We start from the raw sequence: 25,802 nt of genomic DNA, 5'->3' as shown, positions 1-25,802 counted from the left end.
GTCACCCAGAAGGACCCAACCCACGCCAGCCCGCCACACCACCCCGCTGACCAGCACCAACACACCACCCCACACGCACGAGGCGGCTTCGGTCCTCGTGGGCACGAGGACCGAAGCCGCCTGTGGGTCGGCCAGAGATCAGCCGTTGGTGAAGGTGAAGCCCGTGGCGGCCGTGCGCTCGCCCTGCGTGAGCACCAGGCGGCGGGCGCCGGTGTACGACAGCCGCTTCGGCAGGGTGACGGTCAGGGCACGCTCCGTGGTGCGCGCCGACGCGGTCCCGCTCCGGCTCCAGCTCCCGTTGCCGAGCGCCAGCGTCCAGTCCTCGCCGGGGACGAGGTTCGAGATCGTGACGGTGACCTTCCGGCCCGCGGCGACCTTCTCCGGCGCGCTCACCTGGAGGCCCTTGACCCCGACGACCTCGGAGGTGGCCTCCGCGCGGGCCGTCTTGTAGCCCATGTCCTTCACGATCATCACCGCGGTGATGGTGTGGCCGTAGTCCGCCGCCACCGGGGTGTAGGTGTTGAACGGGATCGCCTTGCGGATGACCTTGCCGTCGCGCAGCCACTTCCACGTGGTGGAGCTGGTGCTGCGCGGGGAGACGCGCACCGAGGTGCGCGGCGCCTGCTGCTGGCCGGTCGCGGTGATCGTCCCGCCGACGACGGCGTGGCCCGAGAGCGTCAGCGTGTACGGGGGAAGGGTCGCGCGCACGGCAACGGCGGAGTCCGCCGTGGCGACCGCGTCCTCGTAGCCGTCCCGGGCCACGGTGACCTCGCACGTGATGGCCGAGCCGACGTCGTCGGGCCAGACCATGTACGTCGAGCCGGTGCCGACCTCCTCGTCGCCGACGAGCCAGCGGTAGGTGGCGTCGAGCTCCTCCGAGGTGCAGGTCAGCGTCGACCAGGCGACGGCCGGGCCGGTGATCGTCGGCGCGTCGACCGCCGAGGCAGCACCCTTGGCCACCATCGACTCGACCGACGAGGTCAGGTCGTCGACGTAGCCGTCGACCGACGAGGTGACGCTGACCGCCAGGTCGTGGCCCGCGTCCGAGGGGACGGGGGTGTAGGTCGCGGACGTGGCGCCGTCGATGTCGTCGCCGTCCAGCGTCCACTGGTAGGTCTTCGTGGTGACGTCGGCGGCGGGGTCGCCACCGGTGACGGCGGCCGCCACCGAGACGTCCACCTGCGGCGGCCCGTCGAGGGCGACCGTCGGGGAGGTCGTGAACACCGGCGGGGCGTCAGTGAACTCGTAGCACACCGAGGAGCCGGCCATCGTGTGCGCGGCGTTGACCCAGGAGAAGGCGACGGCGGCTCCCGTCGTGGGCAGCGTCGTGGTCGTGCTGCCACTGACCACGCGCTGTGCGGCGTTGCGGCTCGGGTCGGCCTCGCAGGCAGCCAGGGTGGAGTAGTAGTTGAAATTCATGATGTCGACGTCGCCGGTGCCGGAAGGGATGACTCCGGTGACGACCGAGCCGCCCACGATGTCACCCTCGATGTAGGTGGTACCGACGCTGGCCGAGGCGGGCAGGGCCGTGAAGCCCACGAGGCAGAGGGCACCGGCGAGCGCGAGGCCGAGAGCGCGGAAGGTCGCGCCGGTGCGCCGACGGGGCGGCACAGCAGCGCGACCGCGAAGTGCGGTCACAGAGGTTCTCCTGGGGGACGATCCGGGGTGCCGCCGAGCGCGGCAGCGGCAACCTAGAGCGATGGCGACCGCCGCGTCCCTGAATCGGGAACGTTTGCGCCGCATACCCCCGGAGGTACAGACCAGAGCCGCGCCGGCTTGCCGCGCCGAGCAAAGCAGTCCTCGCGCTCCAGGAGGACCGAACATGGCGCTGCCCGCCACACCACCCCGCTGACCAGCACCGATGCGCCGCCCCACCCACACCGAGACGGCTTCGGTCCTCGTGGGGACGAGGACCGAAGCCGCCTGTGGGTCGGCCAGCAACTCAGCCAGCAGCAACTCAGCCGGGCAGCAACTCAGCCGGACACGGACTCAGCCGAGCCCGGGCCCCGCTGAGTCGGCCGGCCGAGAGCAGCGGGCCGCCGGCGTCGTCCGCGTGCCCCAGGAGGACCGAACCCGAGCCCGCCCGCCGCCCCACACCGCTGACCAGCACCAACGCGCCCCTCCCCACGCACCGAGACGGCTTCGGTCCTCGTGGGCACGAGGACCGAAGCCGCCTGTGGGTCGGCCAGCGGCAGAGCCAGCCAGCAGCTCAGCCGGCCAGCAGCTCAGCCGAGCCGCAGCTCAGCCGGGCAGCGTCACGCCTGCGGAGTGAGCACCAGACCGGTCGCGGAGGCCGGCGCACCGGGCAGAGCGGGGAGGGCATCGGCGTCGGGGACGTCCACCAGGACGCCGCCGCCGTCGGTGACCTGACCGCCGATGAGCAGCCGGGCGAGGGGGTCGCCGATCGCGGTCTGCACGAGGCGGCGCAGCGGGCGGGCGCCGTAGGCCGGGTCGTACCCGGTGTCGGCCAGCCACTGCCGCGCGGCGGGGGTGACCTCGATCCGGATGCGCCGGCCGGCCAGCCGGGTCTCGAGCAGCGCCAGCTGCAGGTCGACGATGTGGGTGAGCGCGTCCTTGGAGAGCGCCTCGAACGTCACGACCTCGTCGAGCCGGTTGAGGAACTCGGGCTTGAACGCGGCCCGCACGGTCGCCAGCACCGACTCACGCTGCTTCTCGGCGTCCAGCGTCGGGTCCACCAGGTACTGGCTGCCCAGGTTGGACGTGAGGATCAGCAGCGTGTTGCGGAAGTCGACGGTGCGCCCCTGGCCGTCGGTCAGCCGACCGTCGTCCAGCACCTGGAGCAGGATGTCGAAGACCTCCGGGTGCGCCTTCTCCACCTCGTCGAGCAGCACCACGCTGTACGGACGCCGCCGCACGGCCTCGGTGAGCTGCCCGCCCTCGTCGTAGCCGACGTAGCCGGGAGGGGCACCGACGAGCCGGGCCACCGCGTGCTTCTCGGAGTACTCGCTCATGTCGATGCGGACGATCGCCCGCTCGTCGTCGAAGAGGAAGTCGGCCAGGGACTTGGCGAGCTCCGTCTTGCCGACGCCGGTGGGGCCGAGGAAGAGGAAGGAGCCTGTCGGACGGTTCGGGTCGGCGATCCCGGCCCGGCTGCGCCGCACCGCGTCGCTCACCGCCGCCACGGCCTCGCGCTGACCGATGAGCCGCTCGCCGAGGACCTCCTCCATGCGCAGCAGCTTCTCGGTCTCGCCCTCGAGCATGCGACCGGTGGGGATGCCGGTCCACGCCTCGACGACGTCCGCGATCTGCTCGGGCCCGACCTCCTCGCCCACCAGGGGCTCGAGGCCGTCCACCGCACCGGGCTCGGAGCGCTGGGCCGCCTCGATCTGCCGCTCCAGCGCCGGGATGCGGCCGTAGAGGATCTCGGAGGCCTTGCCCAGGTCGCCGGCGCGCTGGAGGTTCTCGGCCTCCACGCGCAGCGCGTCGAGCTGACGGCGCAGCTCGCCCTCGCCCTCGAGGGACTGCTTCTCCCGCTCCCACCGGGCCTCGAGGCCGCGCAGCTCCTCCTCGGCGTCCGCGAGGTCGGAGCGCAGGGCCGCGAGCCGCTCGACGGAGGCGTCGTCGTGCTCCTTCTCGAGCGCGAACTCCTCCATCTTCATCCGGTCCACCCGACGCCGCAGCTGGTCGATCTCCTCGGGGGAGGACTCGATCTCCATCCGCAGGCGCGAGGCGGCCTCGTCGATGAGGTCGATGGCCTTGTCGGGCAGCTGACGGCCGCTGATGTAGCGGTCCGAGAGGCTCGCCGCGGCCACGAGCGCGGCGTCGGTGATGCGGACGCCGTGGTGCGCCTCGTACTTCTCCTGGATGCCCCGGAGGATCTGGATGGTGTCCTCGACGCTCGGCTCGCCCACGAAGACCTGCTGGAAGCGGCGCTCCAGCGCCGGGTCCTTCTCGATCGACTCGCGGTACTCGTCGAGGGTGGTCGCGCCGATCATGTGGAGCTCGCCGCGGGCCAGCATCGGCTTGAGCATGTTGCCGGCGTCCATCTGGCTGTCGCCGCCGGCGCCCGCGCCGACGACGGTGTGCAGCTCGTCGATGAACGTGATGACCCGACCCTCGGCGGACTTGATCTCCTCGAGGACGGACTTGAGCCGCTCCTCGAACTCGCCGCGGTACTTCGCGCCGGCCACCATCGCGGCCAGGTCGAGGCTGAGCACGCGCCGGCCCTTGAGGGAGTCGGGCACGTCGCCCGCGACCACGCGCTGGGCCAGGCCCTCGACGACGGCGGTCTTGCCGACGCCGGGCTCGCCGATGAGCACGGGGTTGTTCTTGGTGCGCCGCGAGAGCACCTGGATCACGCGGCGGATCTCGGCGTCCCGCCCGATGACGGGGTCGAGGCGCCCCTCCTCCGCGGCCTGGGTCAGGTCCAGGGAGTACTTCTCGAGGGCCTCGTAGGAGTCCTCGGCGTCCTGGCTGGTGACACGTCGGTTCCCGCGGACGGCGGACAGCGACTCCCGCAGCCCGTCGGCGCTGAGCCCGGCCTCGGCGAGCACGGTGCGGGCGCTCGACTCGACGGTGGCCAGGGAGAGCAGCAGGTGCTCGCTGGCGACGTAGTCGTCCTTCATGGACGCGGCGAGGTCGAGCGCCCCGGCCAGCACGCGGGTGAGGGCGGCGGACGCGGCCGGCTGCTGCACGGTCGCGCCGGTGGCCCGGGGCAGCTTCTCCAGCGCGGCGCGGGCGCCGGAGACCAGCGCCGCGGCGTCCACGCCGCTCTTGGCGACGAGGCTGCGGGCCACGCCGTCCTCCTGCGCGAGCAGCGCCACCAGCAGGTGGATCGGCTCGGTGGCGGTGCTGCCGCCCTGCGTGGCGGCGAGCTGGGCAGCCTCGATCGCCTCGCGGCTGCGGGTGGTGAACTTCTCGGCGCCGAACTGGCTCATGGGTCTCCTCCTGCACGACGACCCCCGCGCCGACGCGGCACGGGGCCCGCCACCCAGTGTGGCGGTCACCTGGCCCAACATCAAGAAAGTTGAGTCCATTCCCCTCACCTTTGGCCGAAGGTCCCGTCCTCCCCGGCCTGCCGACCGCACCGGTCCGCAGGCATCCTGGCCCGAATGCCGCGCGCGCAGGCCTCCGGGGGTCCTACGGTGAGCCCACGCACCGGGCCCCACGACCGGAGCAGGAGGCGAGATGACCACCCACCGGCACCGCGTCGTCATCATCGACGACACCTCGGACCTGCGCGAGCTGCTGCGCCTGGCCCTGGCCCGCGGCGGCTTCGACGTCGTCGGCGAGGCCGCCGACGGCAGGGCGGGGCTCGAGGTCGTCCAGGCGACCGACCCCGACCTCGTCCTGCTCGACCTCTCCATGCCCGTGGTGGACGGGCTGGACGCGCTGCCGGCGCTGCGCCGGGCCGTCCCCGACGCGCTCATCATCGTGCTCTCGGGCTTCGGCGCGACCCAGATGTCCGACCGCGCGCTGGCCATGGGCGCCGACGGGTACGTCCAGAAGGGCAGCTCCCTGGAGTCGGTGCTGGCCTACCTGCAGGACGTCGTGGCGGGCGTGCCGAGCAGCACCGCGCGGTCGATGACCGTGGCGGCGCCCAGCGCCCCGGCCGGCGTCCCCGCCGCCCACGCCGCCCACGCCGCGCCGCGCGCGCCCGCGCCGGCCCGCCCGGAGGCGTCCCCGGCGGGCGCCTGGACCGAGGCGCTCGACCTCGCCCCCGTCGGCGTCCTGGAGCTCGCCGACGAGCCGCTGCTCCGCGTCCTCCAGATCAACCCCGTCGCGCGCCGTCAGCTCGCCGGCGCCGACGTCGGCAGCCCGCTCGGCTTCGTCAACGGCCCGCTGGCCACGCTCGTGGCCTACCACCGGATGACCGACGACGCGGCCTTCGAGGCCGACCTCGGCGGGGTGACGGTGCGCGTGGTCCTGCGGCGCTCCTCGCGTGCCTCCCTGCTCGTCTACCTCGACTCGGGTCAGGACGACGTGGCCGTCCTGCGGCGGGCGATCGCCACGGCCGCGCACGAGATCCGCGGGCCGGTGGCCGTCATCTGCGGCATCGCCGAGGCCAGCACCTGGGGCGAGGACGCCGGCCTGGACGCCGAGTCCCAGACGCGGCTCATGACCTCGGTGGCACGTCAGGCGCGCATCCTCGACTCGATCACCGCCGACCTGCTCACCACCGCCCAGATCCAGCGGGGCGCGCTGCGGCTGGACCCGCGCGAGGTCGACCCGGTCGCGCTCGTCCGCTCGGTGGTGGAGGACCGGTTCGGCATCGACGTGGAGCTGGAGATCACCGACGAGCGGCACGTCGTGGCCGACCCGCTGCGCCTGGAGCAGATGGTCACCAACCTGCTCGGCAACGCCGTGAAGTACGGCCAGGCGCCGTACACCGTGCGGGTCCGCCCGGACGGTGCGCTCGTCGCCGTCGACGTGCTCGACCGCGGCGACGGCGTGCCGGAGGACTTCCGCGACCAGCTCTTCGCCGAGTTCTCGCGGGCCTCGGGCACCGTGGCGACCGGCACGGGGCTGGGCCTGTTCGTCGTGCGCGCGCTGGCCGAGGCGCAGGGCGGCCGGGCCGACTACGAGCCGGGCGCGTACGGCGGCTCGGTGTTCACCGTCGCGCTGCCGGCCGTCGCCGGCTGAGCCCCGCCCAGCACGGGGCGGCTCAGCAGGGGCGGCTCAGCGGCCGCGACGCCACACGACCACGGACTGACCCGGGTCGGGGGTGCGCAGCACGGGCAGCCGGCTGGACGACGTCCCGCCCGCCGGACCGCCGGGAGCCGGCGCCTGGGGCTGCTGGGCGGCGCGGAGCCGGAGGGCCGCCTGCCGCAGCGCCTCGCGCAGGTGCTCGTTCTCGTCCGCGAGCTCGGCGGTGCGCTGGGCGAGCGCGGCCACCTGGTTCTCCAGCTCGAGGATGCGCCGCACCCCCTCGATCCCGGTGCCGGACGAGGTGAGCTCGGCGATCTGGCGCAGCCGCTCGATGTCGCGCTGGCTGTAGCGCCGGCCACCGCCGCCGGTACGTCCCGGGGTCACCAGGCCCATGCGCTCGTAGGTGCGCAGGGTCTGCGGGTGCAGGCCGGTGAGCTCGGCGGCCACCGAGATGACGAAGACCGCCGCGTCCGGGTCACCGAAGGGACCCTGGGTGGTCATCACGCACCCGCCTGCGTGAACAGGTTCGCGCGCAGCGGCTTGTCGGCGGTCGCAGCGCGGTACGCCTCGACCGCGGCCCGGGTGTCGGCGTCCAGCACCGCGGGCACCTGGACCTTCACGGTGGCCAGGAGGTCGCCCTTGGAGCCGTCCGCCTTGGTCGCGCCCTTGCCGCGGACGCGGAACGTCCGGCCGTCGGGGGTGCCGGCGGGCACGCGCAGCGTCACCGGGCTGCCGCCCAGCGTCGGGATGCGGATCTCGGCCCCGAGCGCGAGCTCGTCGAAGCCGACCGGCACGTCGAGCGTGAGGTTGTCGTCCTTGCGGCCGAACACGCGGTGCCCGGAGACCTTCACGGTGACGAAGAGGTCGCCCGCCGGGCCGCCGTTCTCGCCCGGGGCGCCCTTGCCGCGCAGGCGGATCCGCTGCCCGTCCTTCACGCCCGCGGGGATGCGGGCCTGGATGGTGCGCGAGGACGCGCCGCGGCCGTTGCCGTGGCAGGTCGGGCAGGGCTGGTCGTAGACCAGCTGGCGACCGCCGCACGCGGGGCAGGTCTCGTTCATCGAGAACCCGCCGCCGACGCCGGCCGCGACGTAGCCCGTGCCCTCGCACTGCGCGCACACGTGCGGCTTGGTGCCGGGCTTGCCGCCCGTCCCCGAGCACGTGTCGCAGGCCGACTCGGTGGTCAGGCGCAGCGAGATGGTGACGCCGTCGAGGGCGTCGGTGAAGCTGATGGTGGCGCTGGACTCGACGTCCGCGCCCTTCGTGGCCCGGGGCCGCGTGGTGCGCCGGCGCGCGCCGCCGCCGAAGAGGTCTCCGAACATGTCGCCGAAGCCGCCGGAACCGCCGGAGTCGCGCAGCAGGTCCTCGAGGTTGATCCCCTGGCCGCCCGCGCCGCCCTGGCCGAAGCCGTAGCCGCTGGTGCCGCCCCCGCCGAAGCCGGGCCGGAAGCCGGAGCCGTACGCCGCGCGGAACTCGTCGTACTTCTTGCGCTTGTCGGGGTCGCCGACCACGTCGTAGGCCTCGGCGACCTGCTTGAACCGCTCGTGCTTCGCGGTGTCGCCGGGGTTGGAGTCCGGGTGGTTCTCGCGCGCGAGCTTGCGGTACGCCTTCTTGATCTCGTCCGCGCCCGCGTCCTTCTTGACGCCGAGCACGTTGTAGAAGTCCTTCTGCGCCCAGTCGGGGCGGATGCCGTCGTTGTCGGCCACCTCGGTTCCTCCTCTCCTCGCTGATCTGCTGCTGCGCCCGGCCCCGGCGTCGCACCGCGGGGGTGCGGACGCCGGGCCGGGCGTGCTGCGGTGGGGCTCAGCCCTCCGCGGGGTCGACCACCAGCACCTGCGCGGCGCGGACCACGCGCTCGCCGATGCGGTAGCCGGCCTTGGCGATCACCTTGCACGTCGTGACGGTGACCTCGGGGTCGGTCCCGACGTGCGACAGGGCCTCGTGCAGGCTCGGGTCGAACGCGTCGCCGGCCTCGCCGTAGCGGATGAGGCCGGACGCGGCGACCGTGCGCTCGAGCTGCTCGGCGACGGCCTTGAAGCCACCCTCGAGCGGCTCGTGCTCGCGGGCCCGGTCGATCGTGTCGAGCACCTCGACGATGGGGGCCAGCGCCGAGAACGTGGCGTTCTCCCGCAGCAGCTCCCGGTCGCGCTCGACCCGGCGCTTGTAGTTCACGAACTCGGCCTGCAGGCGCTGCAGGTCCGCGGTCCGCTCCGCCACCCGGGCCTCCGCCTCGGCGACGGGGTCCGGGGTCGGCTCCGCCGCGGCCTCCTCGGCCGGGGTGTCGCCGTTCGTGCTGCCGTCCAGCGGCTGCTCGACCTCGGTCTCCTCGGTCATCTGTGCTGCCTCCTCACCGAAGGTGCCGCCGGGGGCGGGAGCGTCCTGCTCCCGCCCCGCGGCGTCGCCCGACTGGGTCACTTGGCCTCGCCGGCGTCGCCGCCGTCCTCGTCCACGACCTCGGCGTCGACGATGTCGTCGTCCGCCTCACCCGTGGCGCCGGTGGTGCCACCGGCCGCGGAGGCGTCGGCCTCGGCCGCGGCGTAGAGGGCCGCGCCCATCTTCTGGCTGGACTCGTTGAGCTTGGCGACGGCGGCCTCGATGTCGGCGGCCTCCGCGTCGTCCTTGCCGAGGAGGGCCTTGAGCGCGTCGACGTCGGTCTGCACCTCGGTCTTGACGTCCTCCGGGAGCTTCTCGGCGTTGTCGGCGAGGAACTTCTCGGTGGAGTAGACGAGCTGCTCGGCCTGGTTGCGGGTCTCGACCGCGGCGCGACGCTTGGCGTCCTCCTCGGCGTACTGCTCGGCCTCGCGGACCATCCGGTCGATGTCGTCCTTGCTCAGGGCGGAGCCACCGGAGATCGTCATGGACTGCTCCTTGCCGGAGGCCTGGTCCTTGGCGATGACGTGGACGATGCCGTTGGCGTCGATGTCGAAGGTGACCTCGATCTTCGGGATGCCGCGCGGGGCCGGCGGCAGGCCCGTGAGCTCGAAGTTGCCCAGCGGCTGGTTCTGCGCCCACATCTGGCGCTCGCCCTGGGCGACCTTGATCTCGACGGACGGCTGGTTGTCGTCCGCGGTGGTGAAGATCTCCGAGCGCTTGGTCGGGATCGTCGTGTTCCGCTCGATGAGGGTGGTCATCACGCCGCCCTTGGTCTCGATGCCGAGGGAGAGCGGGGTGACGTCGAGCAGGAGGACGTCCTTGACCTCGCCCTTGAGGACGCCGGCCTGGAGGGCCGCGCCGTCGGCGACGACCTCGTCCGGGTTCACGCCCTTGTTGGGCTCCTTGCCGCCGAGCAGGCTCTTGACGAGCTCGCTCACGGCCGGCATGCGGGTCGAGCCACCGACGAGGACCACGTGGTCGATCGCGGAGACGCTGACGCCGGCGTCCTTGAGGACGGCCTGGAACGGGGACTTCGTGCGCTCCAGCAGGTCCTCGGTGAGGCGCTGGAACTCGCCGCGGGTGAGGCGCTCCTCGAAGTGGAGGGGGCCGGACTCGCCGTGCGTGATGTAGGGCAGGTGGATGGTGGTGTCCGAGGAGCTGGAGAGCTCGATCTTCGCCTTCTCCGCGGCCTCCTGGAGGCGCTGCTGGGCGATCTTGTCCTGGGACAGGTCGACGCCGTTGGCGTCCTTGAACTTCTTCACCATCCACTCGACGACGCGGTTGTCCCAGTCGTCGCCACCGAGGTGGTTGTCGCCGGAGGTCGCCTTGACCTCGACGACGCCCTCGCCGACCTCGAGCAGGGAGACGTCGAACGTGCCGCCACCGAGGTCGAAGACCAGGATCGTCTGGTCCTCGCCCTTGTCGAGGCCGTAGGCCAGCGCCGCGGCGGTGGGCTCGTTGACGATGCGCGAGACGTTGAGGCCCGCGATCTCGCCGGCCTCCTTGGTCGCCTGACGCTGGGCGTCGGAGAAGTAGGCCGGCACGGTGATGACCGCGTCGGTGACGTCCTCGCCCAGGTAGGCCTCGGCGTCCCGCTTGAGCTTCTGCAGGATGAAGGCGCTGATCTGCTGGGGGTTGAACGACTTGTCGTCGACCGCCATCTTCCAGTCGGTGCCCATGTGGCGCTTGACGGACCGGATGGTCCGGTCGACGTTGGTGACGGCCTGGCGCTTGGCGACCTCGCCGACCAGGACCTCACCGGACTTGGAGAACGCGACGACCGAGGGGGTCGTCCGGGCGCCCTCGGCGTTCGCGATGACGGTGGGCTCGCCACCCTCGAGGACCGACACGACGGAGTTGGTCGTGCCGAGGTCGATACCGACCGCACGGGCCATGGTGTGTACCTCCTACTGGGAACTGCTACGGGGTCTGGTGCTGCTGTTCGGGGGAGCCCTCCCGGGCTCGTCCTCCCCAGTGTGCGTCGCTGCTGCGCCGCAGACAAATCTCTTGAGTCACTGCGACTCAAGTTTTCTCATCCGGCTCAGCACCTGCCCCGGTCGATCCATTCCCGGGTCACGGGATCTTTTTGGCCTCCTCCCCTCCGCACCCCCGCGCGGGCTCGGTAGCGTCGGCCCGTGCAGCACCCGGAGAGCGACCCGCGCACCGGGCCCAGCGTCCGGCGGGCCGAGGACCTGCTCCGCGACCTCGCCGGCGCGGCGCCGCGGGTGAGCGCGGTGGCCGCACCCCCGGGCGCCGGCGCCAGCACCTTCGCCCGGGCCGTCGTGCAGGCCGCGTCCGCGCACGGCCTGCGAGCCCGCCTCCTGCACCACCCCGCGCTCGCCGGGCCGCCGGGCACCCTGGGCTCGCCGGGCACCCTGAACTCCCTGGGCTCCACGGGCTCACAGGGCTCCCCGGGAGCCGGCCCGCTGCCGGTGGGTCCCCCCGACCACGCCGACCCCGGCCCCGTCGACCTGGTCGTCGTCGACACCCTCGAGCGCTGCCCCGAGACCGCCCTGGCCTGGCTCGTCGCCGAGGCCGCGCTGGGCCGCACCTCGATCCTGCTCCTCACCTGGCCGCCGGCCGGGGCCGCCCCCGCGGCGGAGGACCTGGCCGCCGTGGCGGCCGAGATCGGGCGGCTCGAGCCCTGGACGGTCGAGCAGGTCGCCACCCTCGTGCCGCCCGCCGACGCGGGCCACGTCCCCGCCCCCGACGCCGCCTGGCTGCACGGCGCCTCCGCGGGGCTCCCGGCGGTCGCGGCCGCGCTCCTGCGGGCGGCCCGGGCCGGCACGCTCGTCGCCGACGAGCGCGACGGCTGGCGGCTCACGGCGCCCGCCGCGCTGGAGTCCCGGCTGCGCCACGTCGTCGGGTGGGGCGGCCAGGGCCGCGACGCCCGCGCGCTCGCCGACGCCGTCGCGCTGGTCCACCCCGGCGCCCGGCCCCACTCGGACACCCGGCCCCACTCCGGCACCCGGCCCCCCGAGGCGCTGCTCCCCTCCGTCGTCGCGGCGGGGGCGTTCTCCGCCGAGGCCGTAGGCGAGGCCCTCGCCGCCGGTGGCGTGGTCCGGGCCGGACGCGGCGGCGACGCGCTCGCGCCGCGGCACCCGCTGCGCACCCTGCTGGCCACGTCCACGCACCCGGTGGTGGTGCGGGAGGACCTCGTCGGCCGCGTGCACGCCGCGGCCCGGGTCGTGGCGGCCACCTCGCCCCTCGCCGTGGCGCGCTGGATGCTGGGCACCGACGCGGGCGCGGTGGCCTGGCCGTCCGCCGACCTCCTGGCGGCCGCCGACGCCGCGCGCCGGGCGAACGACCGCGAGACCGCGGCCGCCCTGGCCGGGCGGGCCGCGGCGCTGGAGCCGGGGCCGGTCACCCACCTCGCCCACGCCGAGGCGCTGCTGGACGCCGCGCGGCCGGCCGACGCGTTGGACGCGCTCGCCGCCCTGGACGCTCTCGCCACCGACGCGGTCGACATCCCGGACGCCGCCGGTACCCCCGGCGCCCCCGGCGCCCCCGGCACCGCGTCCCCGGCGCTGCGCCGACGTCTCGTCGAGGCCCGCGCCCGGGCGTGGCTGGGCGCCGGGACGACCCCCGCGGCACTCTCCGCGGACGGCGAGCCCGGACTCTCCGCGGGCCTGGCCGACGCCGTGGCCGCGCACGGGCTGGCGGTGAGCGGGCACGGGGCCGAGGCGCACGCCCTGGCCCGGCCGCTGCTGGACTCCCCCGAACCTCTCACCCGGCTGCACGCCGTGTTCCCGGTGGGCATCTCGCTCAGCCGCCTCGGTCGGCCGGCCGAGTGCCTCGGCACCGTCGGGGCGCTCTGGGAGGAGGCGCAGGCGCACGTGGCGGAGGTGCCGGCAGCCCTGGAATGGGTGCAGTCCAGCCTCGTCCTCGCCTGGGTCACGGACGCCCGGCTCCCGGAGCTCGAGGACGCGGTGGTGCGCTTCGGCGCCTGGGCCCGGGAGCGCGACAGCGACCCGCTGCGCGGCTACGTGGCCGGCGTCGAGGCCGTCACCCACCTCGTCGCGGGGCGGCTCACCGCCGCCACCGCCGCGGCCGCCCGCGGCGTCCGCCTGCTCGACGCGGCCGACCCGACGGGCCTCTGGTACCCGCCGTGGTTCTCCGGGGCGCTCGCGGCAGCCATGTGCGGCGACCCGGCACCCGGCACCCGGTGGCTCACCCCGGCCCGGCGCCCGCGGCTGGCCGGCGCCCTGGTCGCCCCGCTGTGGGCGCGCGCGGAGGCCTGGCACCGCGCCGCGAGCGGCGACGCGGCCTCCGGTGCCGCCCACCTGCTCTCGGCCGTGGCCGAGGGCGGCACCGAGCCCGCCGACGCCCTCCAGCTCGCGCACGAGGCGGTCCGACTGGGCGCCTCCCCCGACGAGGCCCTCGCCGCCCTCGGCTCCCGCGGCCCCGCGACCGGCGACCTGGACGGCTGGTTCCTCCCCACGCTCGACCGCGCCCTCCGGGCGCTCGCCGAGGACGACGGTCCCGGGCTCGACGCGGTCGCCGCCGCGTTCGCCGAGCGCGGCTGCCTCCTGCACGCGGCCGAGCACCGGGCCTGGGCGTCCCGCGCACACGCCGCCGCCGGGGACGAGCGGGCCGCCTCGGCGTCTCGCGCCCACGCCTGGACGGACCGCGCCGCGTGCCCCGGGGCCCGGACCCCGGCGCTCGGCCTCCTGCCCCTGCTCAGCCCGCGGGAGCGCGAGGTGGCCCGGGCCGTGGCCGACGGCCTGGACAACGCCACGGTCGCGCAGCGGCTGGTCGTGTCGGCCAGGACGGCGGAGTGGCACGTCCGCGCCCTCTACGGCAAGAGCGGTGCGGCCGACCGCGACGAGCTGCGCCGCCTGCTGCCGGCCCTGCTGGCGGTCGGCGCCGAGCAGCCGGCCGGGAAACCGGGTGGCGCGCGGACCTCGTCCGCGTCAGGGTGACCGGGTGCCACCCAGCCTGCTGCGTCCCCCCGGTCCCGACGACGAGGCGCAGGTCCGTGCCGCCCACGAGGAGCTGGCCGCCGACGGCTTCGAGTTCCTCCTCGAGATCGGCCCGGAGGAGCCGTGGGCGGACTTCGTGACCCGGCTGCCCACGCTGCGTGAGCACCCACCGGAGGGTCGCGTGCCCGCGGACTTCCTGCTGCTCGAGGTGGACGGCCAGGTCGTCGGCCGCGTGTCGGTCCGCTACGAGCTCAACGACTGGCTCGCCCGGTGGGGCGGGCACGTCGGCTACGGCGTGCGGCCGGCCTTCCGACGCCGCGGCCACGCCACGACGCTGCTGCGCGGCGCGCTCGACCGGCTCGCCGACGCGGGGGTGGAGCGGGCGCTGGTGACGTGCGACGACGACAACGTGGGCTCGGCGGCCGTCATCGAGGGTTGCGGCGGCGTCCTGGAGGACGTCGTGCCCGGCCCGGACGACGACCCCGTGGACAAGCGGCGGTACTGGGTGCCGACCGCCCGCTAGCGCGGGGCGGTCGCGGGGCGGTCGAGGGGCGGTCGCGGGGGGCGTGGCGCAGGCTCAGCGCAGCCCGGCGAGCCGCAGGCCGACGTCCACGACGGACACGCGGTCGAGCTGGTCGACCTCGGCGAGCGAGACCCAGCGCGCCTCGTCGGTCGAGCCGTCGACCTCGTGGGTGAGCTCCCCGCCGACGACGTGCGCGCGGAACAGCGTCCGCACCGCCTTGAACGGCCGGTCGGTGTCGACGTGCCGCCGCTGCGGGTCCAGGACGTAGGAGTCCACGCCCAGCAGCCCGTCGAGCGCGACGTCGTAGCCGGTCTCCTCGCGCACCTCGCGGACGACGCCGGCCTCGACGGTCTCGTGCAGCTCGACGCCGCCGCCCGGCAGCGTCCACTGGCGTCGCGTGCCCTCGTTCCACAGCGCCAGCAGCACCCGCACGTCGCCCTGGCCCTCGTCGACGACGACGGCGTACGAGGCGAGGCGGGTGTCGTAGGCGGTGTAATGCATCCTCCTAGTCTGCCGCCTCGCTGGTCAGCGTGTGTGCCGGGGCCGTGTGGCGCGCGACTCGCTCGAGCTCGGCCACCAGCGCGGCGGTGGCGGGGACGGCCTCGGCCCCCGGCCGCAGGGCGAGCCCGACGTGGCGCAGGCCCAGCTCCGCCAGCGGCACGGCGACCACGTCGGGGTGCCGGTGCGCCGCGAGCGCCGAGGCGGGCAGCGCGGTGACGCCCAGCCCGCGGGCGACCAGGTTCTGCACCACCACGTAGTCGTCGGTGGTGTGGCGCAGGTGCGGGTCGAACCCGGCCGTCCGGCAGGCGTCCACGAGGTGCCCCCGGCAGCGCACGCACCCCCCGATCCAGGGCTCCTCGCGCAGCGCGGCCAGGCCGGGAGGGGCGGACGTTCCGGGCGGCAGCACCAGCAGGACCGGCTCGACCAGCAGCGGCCGCCACGCCAGCCCGGACAGGTCGCTCGGCGGGCCGTCGTAGCCGAAGGCGAGCGCGAGGTCGGCGTCCCCGGCCAGGACGGCGGGCAGGGCGGTGTCCGGCTCGGCCTCCTCCAGCCCCACGGCGATGCCGGGGTGCGCCTCGGCCAGCGCGCCGACCGCGGCCGGCACGAGGGTGGCCGCCGCGCTGGGGAACGCCTGGAGCCGGACCCGGCCGGCGCGCAGCCCGGCCAGCGCGGAGACCTCCTCCTCGGCCGCGTGCAGCTCGGCGGCCACCGCGTCGGCGCGGGCGAGCAGCACGAAGCCGGCCTCGGTAGGGCTCACGCCCGCCGGGCCGCGCAGCAGGAGCGGGACGCCGGCCTCCCGCTCGAGGTGGCGCAGGTGCTGGCTCACGGCCGGCTGGGTCCAGCCCAGCTCACGGGCCGCGGCCGTGAGCGAGCCGGCGCGCAGCACGGCACGGAGGATGAGGAGGCGGCGGACGTCGAGGGCCACCCGGGCAGCCTGCCATAAGCGGTGCTTGGGGTCTTGCCTAGGAGTTCGGGTCTTCCTTGGGTCAGCCCCGGCCCCGAGCATGGACGCATGAGCACGATGCGCACCCTGGGCCTGATCGGCGGGATGTCCTGGCACTCCACCGTCACCTACTACCGCCGCGTCAACGAGGTGGTCGCCCGCCGCCGGGGCGGGCACGCGTCGGCGCCGGTGGCGCTGCAGTCCCTCGACTTCGACGACGTGCGCGCCTGCCAGGTCGCCGGCGACTACGAGGCGTCGGCGCGGCTGCTCGTCGAGGCCGGCCGGCGGTGCGTCGCGGGCGGGGCCGACCTCGTCGCCATCGCCACCAACCTCATGCACAAGAACCACCCGCAGGTCAGCGCGGCGCTCGACGTCCCGGTCGTGCACATCGCCGACGCCGTCGCCCGCGCAGCACGGGCCGCTGGCGTGGACACGATCGGCCTGCTCGGGACGCGGCCGGTGATGGAGGAGTCCTTCTACGCCGAGCGGCTCGCCGAGCACGGCATCGCGGTCGTCGTCCCCTCGGCCGCCGACCGGGTCGAGGTCGACCGCGTGGTCTTCGAGGAGCTGACGAGGGGCCTCCTGCTCGACGACTCCCGGGCCCGGTACCGGGCGATCGTCGACGACCTGGCGTCCCGCGGCGCCGGGGCGGTCGCGCTCGCCTGCACCGAGATCGGCCTGCTGCTGCCCCCAGGGTCGGGCGACGGCCCGGCCGACGGATCGGCGCTCGGGCTGATCGACACCGCCGTGGCGCACGCGGACCTGCTCGCCGAGCTCGTCCTGGCCCCCGGGGACGTCACCGTCGAACGGGCGCTGGCGGACCTGCTGGCCGAGGGGCCCGGCGCCCTCACCCGGGCGGCGGGGGTTTAGCGGGGTGGGTCCGTGGGGGTGAGGGTGCCCGACCCGGTCGGCTGGTTGCCTGGACCCATGTCCGTTCCCACGATCCTGCTGAACAACGAGACCGCCATCCCCCAGCTCGGCTTCGGGGTGTACCAGATCCCGCCGGCCCAGACGGCCGACTCGGTGAGCACCGCGCTCGAGGTCGGGTACCGGCACATCGACACCGCCCAGATGTACGGCAACGAGCAGGAGGTCGGGGTCGCCGTCGCGGCGTCCGGCCTCCCCCGCGAGGAGCTGTGGATCACCTCCAAGCTGAACAACTGCTTCCACTCGCCCGACGACGTGAAGCGAGCCTTCGACGACACCGTCGCCAAGCTCGGCACCCACCTCGACCTGTTCCTCATCCACTGGCCGCTGCCGACGATCGGCCTCGACTACGTGGAGACCTGGAAGGCCATGACGGAGCTGGTCGGCCAGGGCACCCGCGGCGTGGGCGTCTCCAACTTCCAGCCCGCCCACCTCGACCGCCTCGCCGCCGAGACCGGCCTGGTCCCCGCCGTGAACCAGATCGAGGTGCACCCCTTCTTCACCAACGAGGCCGCCCGCGCGGCCACGCACCGCACCGGCTCCGTGGTCGAGGCCTGGTCGCCGATCGCCCAGGGCGCCGTCCTGGACGACGAGACCATCGGGAAGATCGCCGCGGCCCACGGCAAGACCGCCTCCCAGGTGACCCTGCGGTGGCACGTGCAGCGCGGCGACGTGGTGTTCCCCAAGTCCACCCACCGCGAGCGCATGGTCGAGAACTTCGACCTGTTCGACTTCTCGCTCACCGATGCCGAGATGGACGCGATCTCGGCGCTCGACCAGGGCGAGGACGGCCGCACCGGCCCGAACCCGGACACGTTCGACTACGTCCCCGACTGACAGCCTCACCCGCGCACGGCCGACGCCCGCCCCCCACCACTCGGGGAGGCGGGCGTCGTCATGCCTGGGACTCCCCGGCGGCAGCGCGCGTCGCGCGCTCGGCGACGGCGTGGGGGTCGGTGCGGGAGTCGTAGGACCAGAAGTCGCGCAGCCAGGCCGCCGTCAGGCCGACGCCGGCCACGCAGGCCACGCCCCCGGACGTGATCGCGCCCCGCACCGACCACAGGTCGGCGGTGACGCCCGCCCGCACCTGACCGCCCAGCGGCCCGAGGGAGTAGCTGAGCATCTCGATGCCGGCGAGGCGTCCGCGCATGGCCTCGGGGATCGTCTGGCTCCACACGATCCCGCGGAAGACGCCCGAGATCATGTCGGCCGCGCCCGAGAGCGCGAGGAAGAGGGCCACCAGCCAGAACGAGGGCATCAGGCCCGCGAGCGCGACGCAGCCGCCGTAGGCCGCGGCGGCGAGGACGATGGCCCTTCCGTGGTGGTGCACCCGGCCGGTCCACCCGGAGAGCGCCGTGGCCAGGAGCGCCCCGACGGTCTCCGCGGAGTACAGCAGGCCCAGCAGCTCCGGCCGCTGGAAGACGTCCTCGACGAGGGCGGGGAAGAGCACCACCGGCATCGCCAGCAGCATCGCCGCGATGTCCACGAGGTAGGTGCCCAGCAGGTCGCGGCGGCGCAGGGCGTACTCCAGGCCGGCGCGGACGCCCGCGAGGCTGGGCGGGGTCGTCTCCTCCCGGTGCGGGTAGGCGCTCATCGCGGCGTACATCGCCGAGGCGACGAGCAGCCCCGCGACGTCCACCACGAAGCACCAGCCGAGGCCCACGTAGGCGATGAGGAGGCCGCCGATCGCCGGCCCCACGAGGACGCCGATCTGCATGCCGAGGCTGGTCAGCGCGTTGGCCGCGGGCAGCTCGTCGTGGCGCACCGTGCGCGGCATCAGCGCCTCCCGCGACGGCCGCTGCAGGGAGGACGTGGCCGACAGGACCGCCGCCACCACGAACACCAGCCACACGTGCTGGCCGCCGAGCAGGCCGGCGGCGTTCACGGCCAGGACGGCGGTCGCGGCCGCCTGCGCCAGGCCGCTGGCCACGAGCAGCCGGCGCCGGTCCACGTGGTCGGCGAGCGCGCCGCCGTAGAGGCCGAAGACGACCAGCGGGACGAGCTCCACGAGGCCGATGGCGCCGACGGCGAGGTTGGAGCCGGTCACCCGGTAGACCTGGAACGGCACGGCCACGTAGGTGACCATCCCGCCCAGGTAGAAGACGGTGCCGGCGACGAAGAGCAGCCGGAAGTCGCGCGAGGTGCGCAGCGGCGTGAGGTCGAGGCGGAGGGCGCGCAGCCGCGCGGCGAGGCTCATCCGTGGATCACGCAGCCGATGCTGTCAGCACGCCGGCGTCGGCGCGAGCGGATTCGAGGGGGGCGGGGTGCCGCAGCCCGTGGATAGTCCCTGACGAACGGACCCCTTCCGGGCCCCGAAACGGGTCCGTTGGTCAGGGACTATCCCTGGCCGCGGCGGGCCGGTCAGCCGACGGTGACGCTGACGACGTTCGAGGTGCGGCTCGAGTCGGTGTCGACGACGCGGAACTTCACCTTGCCGGTGTAGCCCGTCTGCACGTAGGTGGCGAAGGTGCCGCCGCTGACGACGGCCGTGACCGGGAAGTCGGTCCAGGAGCCGTCGGAGTACCGCTGCACCTGGAGGACGGAGCCCTCGCCGCCCTTGTAGGTGCCGGTGAGGTCGATCTCCTCCATGGCGCTCACCGAGCTCGGGGAGGCCTGGAGGGTGATCTTCTTGGTGCTCGCCTTCTTCGTCTGCTGCGCCGTGGCGGAGGAGGTGGGGGACGAGGCCGTCGAGCTGCTGTCGCTGCTGGACTCGGAGGCCGAGGACGACGTCTTCGACGGCCGCGGGGCGTACAGCGTCTCCTGGGTGCTGTCGGCGCTCGACGTCGAGGAGTCGTCGCCGAGACCGGCGATCTTGGTGCCGGCCAGTGCGATCCCGCCGAGGAGGAGGCCGACCGCCATCGCCACACCGACGAGGGCGACGAGGCCGACGAGCACGGGGTGCTCCTCGGAGGGCTTGAAGCGCGGCACGAGGTTCTCCTGGGCAGACGGCAGCGGGCCGCGCCATTCTTCACGACCCGACCCACCCTTTCCAACCACGGGTGGGGGAAGCCACCCGGCCCGGGCGGGCAGCCCGGCGCCCGTCAGGTGACCCCGAGCGTCCGGAGCCCTATGGTCGTCCGGTGAGAGCGCACCGCAGCCTGGGCCGAGCCGGCGCCGTCGCCGCGCTGCTGCTCGCCACGGCGGCACCGCTCCCGGCGGGCCCGGGGGCGGGCGGCACCGCCGCCCTCGCCTCCGCGACCACGGCCACTCCCCTCTTCCCGGGCGTGGGCACCACCGACCTGGACGTGCGGGCCTACCGCGCCCGGCTGGCCTACCGCCCCGGCACCGGTCGGCTCCAGGCGCACGTGACGATCACCGCCCGCGCCACCCGGACGCTGGACCAGGTGCAGCTGGACTACACCGGCCCCGCGGTCTCCCGCGCCACCGTCGACGGCGAGCCCGCGACGGTGACGCAGGCCGACGCCCACCTCACCGTGACCCCCACCGCCCCCGTGGACGGCCGGTTCACCCTCCGCGTGACCTACGAGGGGCGGCCCGGGAGCATGCGGGACGACGACGGGAGCCGGGAGGGCTGGGTGCGCACCGCCGACGGCGCGGTCGCGCTCGGGGAGCCGCTGGGCACCCGCACCTGGCTGCCCGTCAACGACACCCCCGCCGACAAGGCGCGGGTGGAGCTCGCCGTCACCGTGCCGGCCCCCGCGACGGCGGTCGCCGGCGGGACGCTGGTGCGCACCCGCTCCGGGACGGCGACCCTGCCCGGGGCGTCCGCCCCGCAGCCGGTGCGCACCTGGACCTGGCGCCAGCAGAGCCCGGTCGCCCCGCACCTCGTGCTGCTGGCGATCGGTCGGTTCCGCCAGGTCACCCGCGAGGTCGACCTGGGCGCAGGCCGCACGGTCACCGCCCGCTTCTTCGAGGACGCCGAGCACGCCGGCGCGGCCGCGGCCCGCGACGTCCTGCCGACCGTCCTGCGCTTCCTCCAGCGGCGCTTCGGGCCCTACCCGTTCGCCACCACCGGGCACCTCCTCGACGACGCGCACGTCGGCTACGCGCTGGAGACGCAGACACTGCCGTTCTACCCGGTGGGCCCGGTGGGCACCCGGCTCGTGGTCCACGAGCAGGCGCACCAGTGGTTCGGCGACGCGGTGGGGGTGCGCGACTGGCACGACCTGTGGCTCGCGGAGGGGCTGGCCACCTACGCCGAGTGGCTGTGGACCGGGGCGCACGGGGGGCTCACGCCCGCCACGCACTTCGCGCGGCTCTACGCCCGTCCGGCCTCGGCCCCGCTGTGGAGCCCCGCGCCGACCACCTTCACCGACCCCGCCGACCTTTTCGGGGACCCCGTGTACCTGCGGGGCGCCATGACCGTGCAGGCGCTGCGCGAGCGGATCGGCGGCCGCGACCTGCTCCGGGTGCTGCGGGGCTGGGTCCGGCGACACACGGGCGGGACCGCCACGACCGCCGGCTTCGAGGCGCTGGCCGAGCGCGTCTCGGGCCAGGACCTCTCGACGTTCTTCGACGACTGGCTGCGCACCGACGGCAAGCCCGCGGGCTACTGAGCCGGGCGGCCAGTGGCGGCCGCGGCGCGTCGGTGCGGATCAGTGCAGCGGCGCCGCGCCGGCCTCGGTGGCCAGGCGCGCAGCGACGCGACCGACCAGCGCGTAGGGCGTCTTCTTCAGGGGCAGCTGGAGGCCGTCGTCCTCGACGAAGTCGGCCATCGCGTCGGTCAGCTCCGCGTCGGCGCGGCGGGGCAGCGGCTCGAGCCGCAGGTGGCCCTCGCCGACCCCGACGCTGAGGAAGTCGGTGCCGTCCGTCGTGAACGTGGGCAGGCCACGGCGCAGCCGCTCGCCCGCGATCGGCACGGCGGCGCGCACGGCACGGCGCAGCTCCTGGAGCTCGATCTGGACGTGGGTGGGGAAGGACGCGACGTACTCGTCGACAGAGGTGTAGGGGGACACGGTGACCTCGCGTTCGGGGGACGGTGAGGAGTGCCGGGGCGGCGCGTGAGTCGTCCACGCTAGACCCGTCGCGGCCGGTCCGGGGAGCGAACGTCCCAGGAGGACCGCATTCCGGGTACGGCCCGCGGCCGGGCATGCTGGCGCCGTGGAGTTCCGCGAGGTCGTCCGGCGCCGGCGCATGGTGCGCGACTACGCGCCCGACCCGGTGCCGGCCGCCACCGTGCGGCGCCTGCTCGAGCACGCCGTCCGGGCGCCGAGCGCGGGGTTCGCGCAGGGCTGGGGCTTCGTCGTCCTCGACACCCCCGAGGCCGTCGCCGGGTTCTGGCGGGCCGCGGCCGGCGAGGAGCGGACGGCGCAGCCCGACCCGTGGCTGCGCGGCATGGCGCGCGCGCCGGTGGTGATCGTCCCGTGCGGCTCCCGCGAGGCCTACCTGGCCCGCTACGCCGAGACCGACAAGGACGCCGCCCGGCGCGGGGGCACGGCACCCGACGGCTCGCCCTGGCTCGTGCCCTACTGGCTCACCGACCCGGCCATGGCGGCCCTGCTCGTGCTCCAGACCGCGGTCGACGAGGGCCTCGGCGCCTGCTTCTTCGGGCTGCCCGTGGCCTCCGACGCAGCGGTCCGGGCTCAGCTGCGGCTGCCCGACGACATGACCCCGGTCGGGGCCGTCACCGTCGGCCACCCGGCCCCCGGGTCGGCACGGCCGCGCGGGTCGGCCGCGCGACGCCCCCGCCGCCCCCTCGACGAGGTGGTGCACCGCGGCACCTGGGGCTCGGGCGATCCCCTGCGCTGAGCCCACCACTGAAGCCCTGCCCTGGACCCCTGCCCACCGGCCGTCCGCGCGGCTAGCCTGCACCCGTGAGCTCCCCCACGGCGTCCACGCACCCCGACGAGACCGCCCACCAGGAGCCGGTGGTCGCGGCCCTGCGGGCCATGGTCCGGGTCCCGACCGTGAGCCTGCGGTCGCCGGACGTCGCCGACCCCGCGCTCGTCGCCGAGCTGCACCGGGTCATGGCGGCGCACTTCCCCCTGCTGCACGCACGGCTCGAGCGGGTGGAGGTGCCGGGCAGCCCGGGCGCCCTGCTGTTCCGCTGGCCCGGGCGCAGCGCCGAGCGCCCCGTGGTGCTCATGGCCCACCAGGACGTCGTGCCGGCCGGCGAGGACTGGACCGGCGACCCCTTCGAGGCCCGGCTCGAGGCCGGCACCCTCTGGGGCCGCGGCGTGCTGGACGACAAGGGCTCCGTCGCCGCGGTGTGCCAGGCGGTGGAGGACCTGCTGGCCGCCGGCCACACCCCCGCCCAGGACGTCTGGCTCTCCTTCGGGCACGAGGAGGAGGTCTCCGGCGAGGCCGCCGCCCACGCCGCGGCCGAGCTCGAGCGGCGCGGGGTGGCGCCCTGGCTGGTCCTCGACGAGGGCGGGGCCGTGGGCACCGAGGTCTTCCCCGGCGTCGCCGTCCCCGTCGCCTTCATCGGCGTGGCCGAGAAGGGCACCACGTCCCTGCACCTGACCGCCTCCGGCGGCGGCGGGCACGCCTCCACCCCCGCGCGGGGTGGCGCGACGGCGCGGCTGGCCCGCGCCGTCCTCGCCCTCGAGAAGCACCCGCTGCCCGCCCGCCTCGGGGACGTGACGGTGGAGATGTTCCGCCGCCTCGCCCCGCACGCGACGGGCCCGATCGGCGCCGTGCTGGCGCGGGTGGACAGGGCCCGCCCCGTGGCCGCCCGCGCGCTGGCGGCGATGGGCGGCGAGGCCGCCGCGCTCGTGCGCACCACCACCGTCACCACGACCCTCGCGGGCTCGCCCGCCCTCAACGTGGTCGCCACCCGCGCCACCGCCGGGGTCAACGCCCGGATCGCGCCGGGCGAGTCGGTGGCCGACCTCCTCGCGCACGTGCGGCGGACCGTGGGCGAGGGCATCGAGGTCGAGGTCGTCGAGCACGGCGAGCCCACCCCGCTGAGCCCGTGGGACGACGAGGCCTTCGCCCTGCTCGAGGCCGGGGTACGCGAGGTCTTCCCGGACGCCGTCCCGACGCCGTACGTGGTGCTGGCCGCCACCGACGGCCGGTTCTTCACCGGCCTCTGCCCGCGGGTCTACCGGTTCGCGCCCTTCCGCATGTCCGCGACGCAGCGGGCCAGCATCCACGGGCCCGACGAGCACCTCCACGTCGCCGACCTGCTCGACGGCGTCCGGTTCTACCGACGCCTGCTCGAGGAGCTGCCCGCGTGAGCGCGCCCGCGTCCTCGCTGCTGCGCGTCGTCGGGTTCCTGGTCGCCCTCGAGATCGCCTCGGGCGTCCTCCAGGGCTACTACACGCCGGTCTACAGCGACATCGCCGACCGGCTCGGTGTCGCCGACGCGGACGTGAACTGGTTCGAGGCGGCGCAGCTGCTGGTCTCGGCGCTCTGCGTGCCGCCGCTGGCGCGGCTGGCCGACGTCTGGGGGCACCAGCGGGTGCTGGTGCTCGCCACCGCCGTGACGGCCGCCGCGTCCTGGGCGGTGGCGTTCGCGCCGTCCTTCGGCACCTTCCTGGTGGCCTGGGCGCTCCAGGGCTTCTACGTGGTGTGGCTGCCGCTGGAGGTCGCGGTGATCCACCGGCGCACCGCCGGCAGCCCGCGCCAGCACCTGCTCACCCGGCGCGCCGCGGCGGTGCTGGTGGGCGCCCTGGAGATCGCCGTGATCGCCGGCGCGCTCACCTCGGGCGTGCTCGTCACCGCGATCGGGATGACCGGCCTGCTCACGCTGCCGGCGATCGTGGTGACGATCGTGCTGGTCGCGGTCTGGTTCGGGGTCGAGCACGTGCCCGGCGAGTCCTCGGGCGGACACGACCTGGCCGGCCTGGGCCTGCTCACCACGCTGCTCGTGGCGGTGATGGGTGGCCTCTTCGCGCTGCGCCTGCTGGGGCCCACCTCGCCGGTGCCGTGGCTGCTGGTGGTGCTCGGCCTGGCCCTGCTGGTGCCGTTCGTGCGGCGCGAGCGCGGGCTGACCGAGCCGCTGGTCGACGTCCGGCTGATGGCCGTCCGCGCCATGTGGCCGGTCCAGCTCACGGCCTTCCTCTTCGGCATGTCCGTGCTCGGCGCCCAGATCCCGCTCTCGACGTTCGCCCGCACCGACCCCGCCGTCGCCGGGTACGGCCTCGGCGCCGACGCCGCCTTCGTCTCGGTGCTCATCGGCGCCTACGTCATCTGCATGGCCACCGGCGCCCTCACGCTGCCCCTGACCAGCCGGCTCCTGGGCGAGCGAGGGGCCCTCGTCGCGGGCGCCCTGCTCGTGGGCGTGGGCTACGCGCTGTTCCTGCCCTTCCACGACTCCAGCGCCCAGCTCGTGACGAACATGGCGGTGGCGGGCCTCGGCTCGGGGGCCCTCGTCGCCGCGCTGCCCGCGGCGGCGGCCGCGGCTGCGCCCCCGGAGCGCACCGGCTTCGCCACGGGCATGACCAACGCGACCAAGACCGTGGGCGGCGCCTTCGCCTCCGCCGTGTTCGCTGTGGCCCTGGCCTCGACGGGCAGCCTCGAGGGTCCGGACCTGGGGCACGCCCCCCTCGGCGGGTACCTGGTCGTGTGGACGGTGTGCGCCCTCGCCGCGCTGGCCGCGGCGGTCAGCCTGCTCCTCCTGCCACGCACTCCGACGGCGGCGCGGGCGGCGGCGCGAGCGGGGGACGCCGCGTCCGGGTGAGCGGGTCGATGCCGCCGGGGGCCTCCCGCTCCTGAGCCCGGGTGGCTACGCTCCCGCCCGTGTTCCGCAGGATCGCGATCACCGAGCTCGTGGCCGGTTGGGGCCTCGGGCTCGTCCTCGCGGTCTTCGGCACGCTGGAGTTCGTCCGGCACCCCCACGAGCTCTTCGGGTTCCTCACCGCCGTCCTGGCGATGCCGCTGCTCGGCTGCGGCGCCCTGGCCGGCATCGCGCTGGTCGCCGGCGACTCTCGTGCCTCGCGGGGCGCCCTCGTGCTCGCGGCCACGGCGTTCGTGCTCGTCGTGACCGCGTGGGTCGTCCTCACCGTTGAGGTCGTGTGAGCCGGCGCGCCTGACCGCCCCCGTGGACTGGCCGCCCCCGTAGGCTGGCCGGGCACGCTCGAGACGTCGGCGCACCAGGGAGGCC

General features: G+C 75.1%; 21 protein-coding genes. 10 read left to right on the top strand and 11 right to left on the bottom strand.

The window, feature by feature from the left end:
* Positions 1 to 138 precede the first annotated feature (138 nt).
* Entirely contained in the window at positions 139 to 1,638 is a 1,500-nt protein-coding gene (locus tag E8D37_RS09995; RefSeq protein ID WP_136569575.1) for a hypothetical protein, read from the bottom strand.
* 617 nt (positions 1,639 to 2,255) lie between these two features.
* The gene (gene clpB / locus E8D37_RS09990; protein WP_136569574.1) at positions 2,256 to 4,898 is read right to left on the bottom strand and encodes an ATP-dependent chaperone ClpB; all 2,643 of its coding nucleotides are present in this window, start codon (positions 4,896 to 4,898) and stop codon (positions 2,256 to 2,258) included.
* Between the two features lie 250 nt (positions 4,899 to 5,148).
* Between clpB and E8D37_RS09985 the strand changes: the two genes are divergently transcribed.
* Positions 5,149 to 6,603: a response regulator gene (locus E8D37_RS09985; protein ID WP_136569573.1), complete on the top strand. Its 1,455-nt coding sequence runs from the start codon at positions 5,149 to 5,151 to the stop codon at positions 6,601 to 6,603.
* 36 nt (positions 6,604 to 6,639) lie between these two features.
* On the opposite strand, the gene E8D37_RS09980 is transcribed toward E8D37_RS09985, so the two are convergent.
* The 4 genes from E8D37_RS09980 to dnaK all read right to left on the bottom strand — a co-directional run bounded on the left by E8D37_RS09980 (position 6,640) and on the right by dnaK (position 10,874).
* On the bottom strand, positions 6,640 to 7,110 hold the full coding sequence (locus tag E8D37_RS09980; protein ID WP_136569572.1) for a MerR family transcriptional regulator: 471 nt from the start codon (positions 7,108 to 7,110) through the stop codon (positions 6,640 to 6,642).
* The gene (dnaJ, locus tag E8D37_RS09975; protein ID WP_136569571.1) at positions 7,110 to 8,312 is read right to left on the bottom strand and encodes a molecular chaperone DnaJ; all 1,203 of its coding nucleotides are present in this window, start codon (positions 8,310 to 8,312) and stop codon (positions 7,110 to 7,112) included. Before dnaJ ends, E8D37_RS09980 begins: the two co-directional genes overlap by 1 nt.
* Before the next feature lie 97 nt (positions 8,313 to 8,409).
* Positions 8,410 to 8,940, bottom strand: a complete 531-nt coding sequence (grpE, locus tag E8D37_RS09970) for a nucleotide exchange factor GrpE (RefSeq protein ID WP_136569570.1) — start codon at positions 8,938 to 8,940, stop codon at positions 8,410 to 8,412.
* Between the two features lie 77 nt (positions 8,941 to 9,017).
* Complete coding sequence (dnaK, locus tag E8D37_RS09965) at positions 9,018 to 10,874, bottom strand: molecular chaperone DnaK (protein ID WP_136569569.1); 1,857 nt, start codon at positions 10,872 to 10,874, stop codon at positions 9,018 to 9,020.
* 240 nt (positions 10,875 to 11,114) lie between these two features.
* Between dnaK and E8D37_RS09960 the strand changes: the two genes are divergently transcribed.
* On the top strand, positions 11,115 to 13,901 hold the full coding sequence (locus E8D37_RS09960; protein ID WP_136569568.1) for a helix-turn-helix transcriptional regulator: 2,787 nt from the start codon (positions 11,115 to 11,117) through the stop codon (positions 13,899 to 13,901).
* 4 nt (positions 13,902 to 13,905) lie between these two features.
* Positions 13,906 to 14,424 carry a GNAT family N-acetyltransferase gene (locus E8D37_RS09955; protein ID WP_136569567.1) on the top strand — a complete coding sequence of 173 codons (519 nt, stop codon included), beginning with the start codon at positions 13,906 to 13,908 and terminating at the stop codon, positions 14,422 to 14,424.
* Positions 14,425 to 14,478: 54 nt separating this feature from the next.
* Here the strand turns inward: E8D37_RS09955 and E8D37_RS09950 are convergent, their stop codons facing one another.
* Together E8D37_RS09950 and E8D37_RS09945 are read right to left on the bottom strand one after the other, a co-directional pair.
* Positions 14,479 to 14,925 carry an NUDIX domain-containing protein gene (locus E8D37_RS09950; RefSeq protein WP_136569566.1) on the bottom strand — a complete coding sequence of 149 codons (447 nt, stop codon included), beginning with the start codon at positions 14,923 to 14,925 and terminating at the stop codon, positions 14,479 to 14,481.
* Positions 14,926 to 14,929: 4 nt separating this feature from the next.
* Positions 14,930 to 15,850, bottom strand: a complete 921-nt coding sequence (locus tag E8D37_RS09945; RefSeq protein ID WP_206055665.1) for a LysR family transcriptional regulator — start codon at positions 15,848 to 15,850, stop codon at positions 14,930 to 14,932.
* Between the two features lie 87 nt (positions 15,851 to 15,937).
* Here E8D37_RS09945 and E8D37_RS09940 point away from each other — a divergent pair, with 87 nt between their 5' ends.
* Together E8D37_RS09940 and E8D37_RS09935 are read left to right on the top strand one after the other, a co-directional pair.
* Positions 15,938 to 16,738 carry an amino acid racemase gene (locus E8D37_RS09940; RefSeq protein WP_136569564.1) on the top strand — a complete coding sequence of 267 codons (801 nt, stop codon included), beginning with the start codon at positions 15,938 to 15,940 and terminating at the stop codon, positions 16,736 to 16,738.
* Positions 16,739 to 16,795: 57 nt separating this feature from the next.
* Positions 16,796 to 17,632 carry an aldo/keto reductase gene (locus E8D37_RS09935; RefSeq protein WP_136569563.1) on the top strand — a complete coding sequence of 279 codons (837 nt, stop codon included), beginning with the start codon at positions 16,796 to 16,798 and terminating at the stop codon, positions 17,630 to 17,632.
* Positions 17,633 to 17,690: 58 nt separating this feature from the next.
* Here E8D37_RS09935 and E8D37_RS09930 read toward each other — a convergent pair whose 3' ends face one another.
* Both E8D37_RS09930 and E8D37_RS09925 read right to left on the bottom strand, forming a co-directional pair.
* Positions 17,691 to 18,992: an MFS transporter gene (locus tag E8D37_RS09930; protein ID WP_136569562.1), complete on the bottom strand. Its 1,302-nt coding sequence runs from the start codon at positions 18,990 to 18,992 to the stop codon at positions 17,691 to 17,693.
* Positions 18,993 to 19,156: 164 nt separating this feature from the next.
* Complete coding sequence (locus E8D37_RS09925; RefSeq protein ID WP_136569561.1) at positions 19,157 to 19,723, bottom strand: hypothetical protein; 567 nt, start codon at positions 19,721 to 19,723, stop codon at positions 19,157 to 19,159.
* Between the two features lie 152 nt (positions 19,724 to 19,875).
* Here E8D37_RS09925 and E8D37_RS09920 point away from each other — a divergent pair, with 152 nt between their 5' ends.
* The gene (locus tag E8D37_RS09920) at positions 19,876 to 21,312 is read left to right on the top strand and encodes a M1 family metallopeptidase (protein WP_136569560.1); all 1,437 of its coding nucleotides are present in this window, start codon (positions 19,876 to 19,878) and stop codon (positions 21,310 to 21,312) included.
* Between the two features lie 39 nt (positions 21,313 to 21,351).
* Here the strand turns inward: E8D37_RS09920 and E8D37_RS09915 are convergent, their stop codons facing one another.
* Positions 21,352 to 21,711: a hypothetical protein gene (locus tag E8D37_RS09915; protein ID WP_136569559.1), complete on the bottom strand. Its 360-nt coding sequence runs from the start codon at positions 21,709 to 21,711 to the stop codon at positions 21,352 to 21,354.
* Positions 21,712 to 21,856: 145 nt separating this feature from the next.
* On the opposite strand from E8D37_RS09915, the gene E8D37_RS09910 reads away from it, so the two are divergent.
* From E8D37_RS09910 to E8D37_RS09895, 4 genes are all read left to right on the top strand, one after another.
* The gene (locus E8D37_RS09910; protein WP_136569558.1) at positions 21,857 to 22,504 is read left to right on the top strand and encodes a nitroreductase family protein; all 648 of its coding nucleotides are present in this window, start codon (positions 21,857 to 21,859) and stop codon (positions 22,502 to 22,504) included.
* A 65-nt stretch (positions 22,505 to 22,569) separates the two neighbouring features.
* Positions 22,570 to 23,934: a M20/M25/M40 family metallo-hydrolase gene (locus tag E8D37_RS09905; protein WP_240770323.1), complete on the top strand. Its 1,365-nt coding sequence runs from the start codon at positions 22,570 to 22,572 to the stop codon at positions 23,932 to 23,934.
* Positions 23,931 to 25,379 (top strand): MFS transporter, encoded by a 1,449-nt coding sequence (locus E8D37_RS09900; protein ID WP_206055664.1) that lies wholly within the window; start codon positions 23,931 to 23,933, stop codon positions 25,377 to 25,379. The genes E8D37_RS09905 and E8D37_RS09900 overlap by 4 nt, the downstream gene beginning before the upstream one ends.
* Before the next feature lie 59 nt (positions 25,380 to 25,438).
* The gene (locus E8D37_RS09895) at positions 25,439 to 25,717 is read left to right on the top strand and encodes a hypothetical protein (RefSeq protein ID WP_136569557.1); all 279 of its coding nucleotides are present in this window, start codon (positions 25,439 to 25,441) and stop codon (positions 25,715 to 25,717) included.
* Positions 25,718 to 25,802: the final 85 nt, after the last annotated feature.

The organism is Nocardioides sp. GY 10127, assembly GCF_004919085.1.
Classification (GTDB): Bacteria; Actinomycetota; Actinomycetes; order Propionibacteriales; family Nocardioidaceae; genus Nocardioides.
This window is presented reverse-complemented; position numbering and strand designations above follow the sequence as displayed.